This is a genomic window from Frankia torreyi (assembly GCF_000948395.1).
Lineage (GTDB): Bacteria > Actinomycetota > Actinomycetes > Frankiales > Frankiaceae > Frankia > Frankia torreyi.
Genome location: NZ_JYFN01000077.1, coordinates 20,914 through 28,958, shown reverse-complemented (window position 1 = coordinate 28,958; position 8,045 = coordinate 20,914). Strand labels below are relative to the sequence as shown.

Below are 8,045 nucleotides of genomic sequence, written 5' to 3'. Positions count from 1 at the left end.
GGTCCACCAACCGGTCCTCGGGCTTCTCCTTCACCTGACCGCGTCTCGGCACCCCTCGAACCTACACGATCAGAACCTAAGTTCCTGGTATTGGGTGTCGACGACACGGCGACTGATCTGTTCGGCGACCGTGTCGATTTGCGGCACGAGCCGCTCATCGCCGGCCTGGACCACCTCCCGCAGCACGGCGGTCACGAAATCCGCGTCATATCCCGGCGTGGCGTCGAGCCCGTCGATCCGGGCCAGTCGAACCCAGTCCGGCAATAGCGCGGCCTCGTCCCGATAGGGCTGGAAGAACGCGTTCTTGTCGGCCTTCACGTCGTACCCGAGGTCGAGGTGGACGCGGTAGCCGCGCTGGTGGAGAATCCGGGCAGTCTTCACGAACTCGACCACCACGCCCGAGATGGGGGTCGCGTCGAAGGAGATTCCCCAGAGGACCGGTTCGCCACATTCCACTGCCACACCCGCCTTTCGGCCGTCTGCCGTGGTCCGCGGCGCGCGAGAAGCAGTCGCAGCCGACCGCGACGCGGCGCCACCCGGAAATCGGCTGCCCTTCTGATCCGCTGGTCGCCGGTGATCCGGTTATACCCGGAGCCGGCCGCTTTCCCACCGCCGACGCGCATCTCCGGCGGCGTTCTCACGACCGGTGCCGGTGAGCGGCCCGCCACGCGGCGGCCCCGCCGGTCGGTGGGGCCTCGGGACGCGGTGCGCTGGCCGATGGCGGGCCCGGCCACGGCGGGCCCGCGGGTGGCGAGGGGGCTCCCCGGAGCCGGCGGCCACTTCCCGCGAAATGGTATTACGAGAGCGAATGAAGGCAGATCCGGGCGTGAGGAGGTTCAGTGCCGGATTCGGCTCCGACCGAAGTTCTCCTGGTGGAGGATGATCCCGGCGATGCCCTGATGATCCAGGTGGCGTTACTGGACCAGGGAGTGCCGGCGCAGTTGCGGGTGGCCGCGGACGGGGTGGCCGCGATGACGTATCTACGCACCCTCGGAGCGGGCCGAATGGCGCGGCGACCCGACCTGATCCTGCTCGACCTGAACCTCCCGCGCCGGGACGGCCGGGAGGTACTCGCCGAGCTCAAGGCCGATGTCGATCTACGATCGATCCCCGTCGTCGTGCTCACCGCGTCGGCCGCGGCAGCGGATGTCGCCGCCTGCTACGACCTGCAGGCCAACGCCTTCGTCACCAAACCCGCCAATCTCGATCAGTTCGCCGAGGTGGTGCGCAGAATCGACGAGTTCTTCCTGACCGAGGTCCGCCTTCCGCCGACTGACCAGAAGGCAAGAAATTCGTAACCAGCCGGACTCCGCCCCCGACCGGGAATATCGGCTCGCTACCTGACCCACGGGTGACAAAACCCTGACCGGCCATTCGGACGTCCCCCGGCCGCACGATGCGGCCGGGGTCGGCCTTGAAATCGCTGGCCGGGTCAGTGCGCCGGCCGGGTCAGTGCGCTGGCCGGGTCAGTGGCTGGTGGAGTCGTTCATGGCACCGCGAGCCGGGAAGGGGACCATGCTCGCCCCGCCGTCGACGAGCAGGGAGGCACCGGTGATGTAGGAGGCCTCCCGGGAGGCGAGGAACAGCACCGCCGCGGCGATCTCCTCGGGCAGGCCCGCGCGGCCGAGCGGGTAGGTGCTGGCCAGCGAGTCGGCCTGGGCGTGGGTGAGGTGGCCGAGCATCCGTTCGGTCACGGTCAGGCCGGGACCGACGACGTTGACCCGCACGCCGAGCGGACCGAGCTCGCCGGCCAGGCCGCGGGCGAACGACTCCAGGTACGCCTTCGTGGAGCCGTAGGCGTTCAGGCCGGGCGAGAAGACGCGGTTCGCCGCACCCGAGGAGATGAAGATCATCCGCCCGGGAAGCTTCGACCGCCTCAGGTGCGGCACCGCCGCCCGGGTGATCCAGTGCAGCGCGTGAACGTTGCTGCGCAGCAGGTAGTCGAGCGCGTCGTCGTCGATCTCGGCGAGCAGCCCCTGAGCGTTGTCGGCGGCGCTGTGGACGACCACATCCAGCGCCCCGTGTCGGGTGACCGCCTCGTCGAACATCTTCGCGACGTCGGCCCGCTCGGCCAGGTCGCCGAGCACCAGGGAGGCCGACAGCCCCCGCTCACGGAACTCCCGCACGGTGCGCTCGCCGTACCGCGCGGTCCGGGCGGCGACGACGACCGTGGCGCCCTCGACGGCGAACGCCTCGGCGATCGTGCGCCCCAGCCCGCGGCCGGCGCCGGTGACCAGGACGACGGTCCCGGCAAAGCGCCCCTCGGCCGTCGGCTCCGTCCTCGGCACGGGGGCCGGCGACACGGGGGCCGGGGGTACGACGGGCTCGGTGGCCGACGGTCCGGCGGAGGTGGCGGATAAGCCTGTGGCGGCTTCCGGTGCTGCTGTCATCTGCTCCTCCTGGCTCTCGGGGATGGCCCCGACTGACTCTCGGGGATGACTCTGCCTGGCTCGCAGGGAAGGGGCCCAGCCCACGCCGGGGCCAACGCCGCGTGCCGGTCCGCGCGCCTCGGCGGGCGGCCGACCGCCGAGGCGCGGCCTCGACCCCGATGCCGGACCGCCGTCGCCGACGACCCGTCGACTGTGACCCGCAACACCGTTCAAATCATATGATCTAACCGATTTGGAGGCTTGGGATGCCCTCCGGGGCGGGCGGCTCCGCGGATCACCACTCAACGGCGCCCTCGGCCCGCCGCGCATCCGGTCAGTGAGGTCAGCCCGCCGGGGCGACCCCGGCCGTCGGCGAGGACGCCCGGCGCCGGGCGGCAGGAATGATCATCGGGGTGCCCGTCTCGGGGTCGGGGATCACCCGGCAGGCGAGTCCGAAGGTCGTCTCGATCAGCTCCGCGGTGACGATCTCGGCGGGCGGGCCCTCGGCGACGATGCGGCCGGCGGCCATCACAACGAGGTGCGTGGCGTAGCGGCAGGCCTGGTTGAGGTCGTGCAGGACGGCGACCAGCGTACGGCCGTGATTCTCGTGCAGGTCAGCGCACAGGTCCAGCACGTCGAACTGGTGGGTGATGTCGAGGTAGGTGGTCGGTTCGTCGAGCAGGAGGATCGGCGTCTCCTGCGCCAGCGTCATCGCGAGCCACACCCGCTGGCGTTGCCCGCCGGACAGCTCGTCGACGAACCGGCTCGCGAGATCGGTGACGCCGGTGACCGCCATGGCTTCGCGCACGACCTGTTCGTCGCGGGTGGACCACTGACGCCAGACCGTCTGGTGCGGATACCGGCCGCGGCTGACGAGGTCGACGACGGTGATGCCGTCCGGCGCGATCGCGGTCTGCGGCAGCAGGCCGAGGCGCCGGGCGATCTCCTTCGACGGCAGCGACGCGATCTGCGCGCCGTCGAGACGAACCGTGCCGGCGGCCGGCCGCATCACCCGGGCCAGGGCGCGCAGGAGGGTGGACTTGCCGCAGGCGTTGGGACCCACGACCACGGTGAACGCGCCGTCGGGGATGCGCACCGCGAGGCCCTGCGCGACGATGCGCCGATCGTAGGCGAGGGTCAGCCCCTCGCCGAGCAGCCGGGCGGGCGGGCGGTCGGCACCGTCGCAGGCCGACGGCAGATCGCCGGTACCGCCCGGAGCCGGCAGATCGCCGACGCTTTCCGGAGCCGGCGGTGCGGTCTCCGGGGCCAGCCCGGGCTGGGCGGAGCGGGCCGCCGGGCTCAGCCGCCGCCAGGGTGCGAGCGTCACCCGTCCTCCCCCGTTGCCAGGCTGCCGCCGGAGGTGTCCGCGCGGGGCACCGGTGGACCCGCGCCCCGCGGACATCCCGGCCGACCAGCCGAGGCCCTCGAATATTTGGTTAGGCTACCCTCACTTAACCTCCACTGCGACCTGATCCCCCGCACCGTCACGGGCCGCTAGCCCGATCGGTCCAGGACCACCGGGGAGGCCGCGTCCGGGGGCGGGCGGTCGATCCGCCACGGCACGCTGATCACGACCACACCGGGCTGGAACAGCAGCCGGGCCTTGATCCGCAGGGCGCTCTGGTTGTGTAGGAGGTGCTGCCACCAGTGGGTGACCACGTACTCCGGGATGACGACGGTGACGACGTCGCGCGGGCCCGCGCGGCGCAGCGAGCGCACGTGCCCGAGCACCGGCCGGGTGATCTCCCGGAAGGGCGAGTCAAGGATCCGTAGCGGCACGTCGACGCCGTGGCTCTCCCAGTCCTCGAGCAGGGCCTGCGCCTCCTCGCGGGAGACGGCGACGGTCACCGCCTCCAGCTCGCTCGGGGCCAGCGCCCGGGCGTAGGACAGTGCCCGCACGGTCGGCATGTGCAGGCGGGAGACCAGGACGATCACATGGTTGCGGCTCGGCCGGACCAGCCGCACCTGATCGGGCACATGCAGCGTCTCGGTGACCCGGTCGTAGTGCCGGCGGATGCCCGTCATCAGCGCGAACAGCAGCGGCATCGCCACCACGACGATCCAGGCGCCCTCGAGGAACTTGCTCGCCAGGACGATCACGAGGACGAGCGCGGTGACGGTCGCCCCGACGGCGTTGATGGCCTGGGATCGGCGGGTGCGCCGCCGGGCCGCGGCATCCGAGCCCTCTCCCCCGCCAGCGGCACCCCCGGCCGAGGCCCGCTCTGGGGCGGCCAGCGCGCGCTGCCAGTGCCGCACCATGCCGGCCTGGCTGAGGGTGAACGAGACGAACACGCCGATGATGTACAGGTGGATCAGTGACTGGGTGTCGGCGTCGAAGGCCGCCAGCAGCAGCCCGGCGGCGACGGCGAGCAGCACGATGCCGTTGCTGAACACGAGCCGGTCGCCGCGGTTGTAGAGCTGGCGGGGCAGGAACCGGTCGCGGGCGAGGATCGAGGCGAGCGCCGGGAAGCCGTTGAACGCCGTGTTCGCGGCCAGGATGAGGATGCCGGCGGTGAAGACGGTGTTCCAGTAGAAGAAGAACGTCTTGCCGAACACCGCCGCGCCGATCTGGGAGATCGCGGTCGGCACCTCGGTCCCGGGGCGCAGCCCGACATAGTCTGCCGGGCTGTCCGCCATGTGGACGTCGCTGACCAGCGCGAGGATCGTGATGCCGACGAACATCGTGACCGCCAGCGCCGCCATCGCGGACAGGGTCGCCGCGGCGTTGCGGCTCTTGGGCCGCCGGAACGCCGGCACGCCGTTGCTGATCGCCTCGACGCCGGTCAGCGCCGTGCACCCGTTCGCGAAGGCGCGCAGGATGAGCAGCACCGCGAGGACACCGGACGTCGAGCTGGTCGCCCGGAGCCGGTAACCGGCGGTCTCGGCGCGCATCGGCTGGCCGGCGAGGCCCTTGTAGGCGGCCCAGGCAAACATCACGTAGATGCCGAGGACGAACCCGTACGTCGGGATCGCGAAGATCCGCCCGGATTCCTGCACCCCGCGCAGGTTCATCAACATCAGCAGGGAGACGAACCCGAGCGCGATCGGCAGCGCGTCACCCGCGAGACCCGGCGCCGCGGAGACGATGTTGCCGACGCCGGCGGCGACGGACACGGCCACGGTGAGCACGTAGTCGACGAGCAGGGCGCTGGCCGCCGCGAGCCCCGCGGTCCGCCCGAGGTTCTCCGAGGCGACGACGTAGGCGCCGCCGCCGTTCGGGTAGGCGTGCACCGTCTGCCGGTAGGACGTGACGACCACCAGCAGGGTCAGCGCCACCCCGGCCGCGATGTACGGGCTGACGTGGTAGAGCGTCAGCCCGCCGGCGGCGAGCGCGACGAGGATCGACTCGGTCGCGTACGCCACCGATGACAGCGGGTCGCTGCAGAACACCGGCAGGGCCAGCCACTTGGGCAGCTCGGTCTCGGCCAGCCGCTCACTGCGCATCGGCCGCCCCACCAGCAGCCGCCGCGCCACATCACCGGCCATCGCCGCGCCCCACCTCCGCCCACACCGGCATCCGATGGGAGTCAACCGCGGTGCAGGCGCGGCGCGACAATCTCTCACGGGATGCTAACGCCGACCCCGCGTTTTCTCACGCCACGCTAACGCCGCGTTCAGCGGGAGTCTGAGCCGGTGCCGGTGCCGGGCGAGACCCGTTGGCTCGGAATGTCGGGGACGACTGTCTCGCGCACCGAAGGTCCCGTCGGCGGCCAGCCCACGCCCGCGCGCAACGACACGATCCGCAACGACAGCGCCCGGGCGGACCAGGCGGCGAGCCACGTGGCCGCCAGCGCGCCCAGCACCGCCAGGTCGGTGGCCGGATGCGGCGCGAGGGTACCAAGCTCATGGAGCCGGAAGCCGTTGAGGCACAGCGCCCCACAGACGACGCATAGCGCCCCGCAGCGGGGCGGGCGAACCAGCCGATCGTCGCGGTCAGCAGCGCGAGCAGCGCCACCTCGACGGCCACCGGCGGCGTCGCGCCGAGGCGGGCCAGCAGTCCGCAGATCGCCAGCGGGCCGACGAACGCGACGAACGCCGCCAGGTCCGCCGGACAACGGGGGTCGCCGCCACCGGGCGCCGCGCGGGGCAGCGCGCCGCGGATCCGCCGCCACCAGCCGACCCCGGCGACCGCGACGCCCCCCCTGCGACCCCGGCCGCGAGCTCGCGGCGCTCGTCCATCCCCGGACACGATGATCACCTCACGTGCGTTCCGGACCGGTCCACCTACAGTGAATCGCGACCGGCCGGAATCACGGCGAACACTCGCAGAACACTAACGGGAATGCCGGGCGTTATCACGCGCCACTAACATCACCGCCGCCCGGCTCAGGGTCTGGATCGCGACTGGAGGCCCCCGATGGCTATCATTTCCCGCGGCACACCGCGCGGACGTGACATTCATTCATCGCGGATCCGCGCGGGAACCGGAATTTCCACCGAATGGTCCGATCGGGCGGATGGAACGCGGCGCAGCGCGGCCGGCCGTCCCGTGCCGACGGCAGGCAACTGCGGCGCCACCGGGTGCGGCGAGCGTTCGAGGGGGGCTGATCGGCGTGGAGATCCGCCTGCTGACCGACGCGGGGGTCGAACGGCACCCCGCCGAGGCGCTGCGCGGGCTCATCGCCGCCGGCGAGGGGCTGGTCTGGGTGGACATGCCGAGCTGCGACGACGCCGGGACCCAGGTGCTGTCCGACATCTTCGGGTTCCATCCTCTCGCCGTGCGCGACTGCGTGGAACGCAACCGGGTGCCCAAGGTCCGGGCCTACGCCGATCACGTGTTCGTCGTGCTGCACGCGCCCGAACGCGGCGCGGGTGGCCATGTGCACTACGTCGAGCTTGATCAGTTCATCGGGCCCCGCTACCTCGTCACCGTGCACGGGCCGGCGAACCCGGCCGTCGACCTGGCGGCGATGCTGCGGGAGACCGGCGAGATCGCGGCCCGGCTCGACACGGGCCGGCTGCGCCCGACCTCCCCGTTCGACCTCGTCTACGCGATCGGCTCGGCGCTGGCGCGGCGCCAGGAGGCGTTCATCGAGGCGACGACCGGCGAGGTGTGGCGCCTCGAACAGCGCGTCACCGGCGGTCATCTCGGCGATCCCGAGCAGCTCCTCGACGAGCTGTTCCGCGCCCGCCACGGACTGCTGGCCGTGCGCACCATGGGCGCCCTGGGTCGGGAGGCCCTCGACCGGCTGTCCGTCCTCGCCCGCACCGCACCACCCGGCCCGCCCGGCCCGCCCGGCGGGCACCCGACCCCGGTGGCGCCTGACAGCGTCGCGATCCGGGCCCTGCTGGCCGCGCGCCCGCTCGTCGACGACCTTGCCGACCAGTTCGACCGCATCCGCGCCCTCGCCGACGCGCAGCGCGACTACCTGCAGGGAGTGATCGAGTTCTACCGCACCCTGACCGAGACGAAAATGACCATTGCCGCCGAACGCTTTGCCGTCATCGCCGCCGTCACCCTCCCGATCACCGCCCTGTCCTCGGTGCTCGGCATGAACCTCATCGTCAACGACCGCTCCCGATACCCCGAACTCCTCATCGTCCTGGCCGTCATGGCCGCCATGTCCGCGACCGTGCTGCGCTGGGCGCGCCGCCGCGGCTGGTGGTAGCCCTGCCGCGCGCTCAGCGCGAACCCCCACAGTCGACGATCAGGGTGTTCGGCGGAACCGCGGAACC

7 protein-coding genes are annotated in these 8,045 nt (G+C 71.9%); 2 read left to right on the top strand and 5 right to left on the bottom strand.

Annotated elements, in window-relative coordinates; genetic code table 11:
- Window positions 1-69: 69 nt before the first annotated feature.
- Window positions 70-396, bottom strand: coding sequence for a hypothetical protein (locus tag FF36_RS28030; protein WP_242419767.1), 327 nt, complete (start codon window positions 394-396; stop codon window positions 70-72).
- A 443-nt stretch (window positions 397-839) separates the two neighbouring features.
- On the opposite strand from FF36_RS28030, the gene FF36_RS28025 reads away from it, so the two are divergent.
- The gene (locus tag FF36_RS28025) at window positions 840-1,298 is read left to right on the top strand and encodes a response regulator (RefSeq protein ID WP_044888205.1); all 459 of its coding nucleotides are present in this window, start codon (window positions 840-842) and stop codon (window positions 1,296-1,298) included.
- Between the two features lie 168 nt (window positions 1,299-1,466).
- Here the strand turns inward: FF36_RS28025 and FF36_RS28020 are convergent, their stop codons facing one another.
- The 4 genes from FF36_RS28020 to FF36_RS28005 all read right to left on the bottom strand — a co-directional run bounded on the left by FF36_RS28020 (window position 1,467) and on the right by FF36_RS28005 (window position 6,172).
- The gene (locus FF36_RS28020) at window positions 1,467-2,390 is read right to left on the bottom strand and encodes an SDR family NAD(P)-dependent oxidoreductase (protein ID WP_082122305.1); all 924 of its coding nucleotides are present in this window, start codon (window positions 2,388-2,390) and stop codon (window positions 1,467-1,469) included.
- Window positions 2,391-2,712: 322 nt separating this feature from the next.
- Window positions 2,713-3,567 carry an ABC transporter ATP-binding protein gene (locus FF36_RS28015; RefSeq protein WP_044888209.1) on the bottom strand — a complete coding sequence of 285 codons (855 nt, stop codon included), beginning with the start codon at window positions 3,565-3,567 and terminating at the stop codon, window positions 2,713-2,715.
- A gap of 296 nt (window positions 3,568-3,863) precedes the next feature.
- Window positions 3,864-5,855, bottom strand: coding sequence for an APC family permease (locus tag FF36_RS28010; RefSeq protein ID WP_044888204.1), 1,992 nt, complete (start codon window positions 5,853-5,855; stop codon window positions 3,864-3,866).
- A gap of 128 nt (window positions 5,856-5,983) precedes the next feature.
- Window positions 5,984-6,172, bottom strand: coding sequence for a hypothetical protein (locus FF36_RS28005; RefSeq protein ID WP_044888203.1), 189 nt, complete (start codon window positions 6,170-6,172; stop codon window positions 5,984-5,986).
- A gap of 750 nt (window positions 6,173-6,922) precedes the next feature.
- Between FF36_RS28005 and FF36_RS28000 the strand changes: the two genes are divergently transcribed.
- Window positions 6,923-7,978 (top strand): magnesium transporter CorA family protein, encoded by a 1,056-nt coding sequence (locus tag FF36_RS28000; RefSeq protein ID WP_044888202.1) that lies wholly within the window; start codon window positions 6,923-6,925, stop codon window positions 7,976-7,978.
- The last annotated feature ends 67 nt before the right edge of the window (window positions 7,979-8,045 follow it).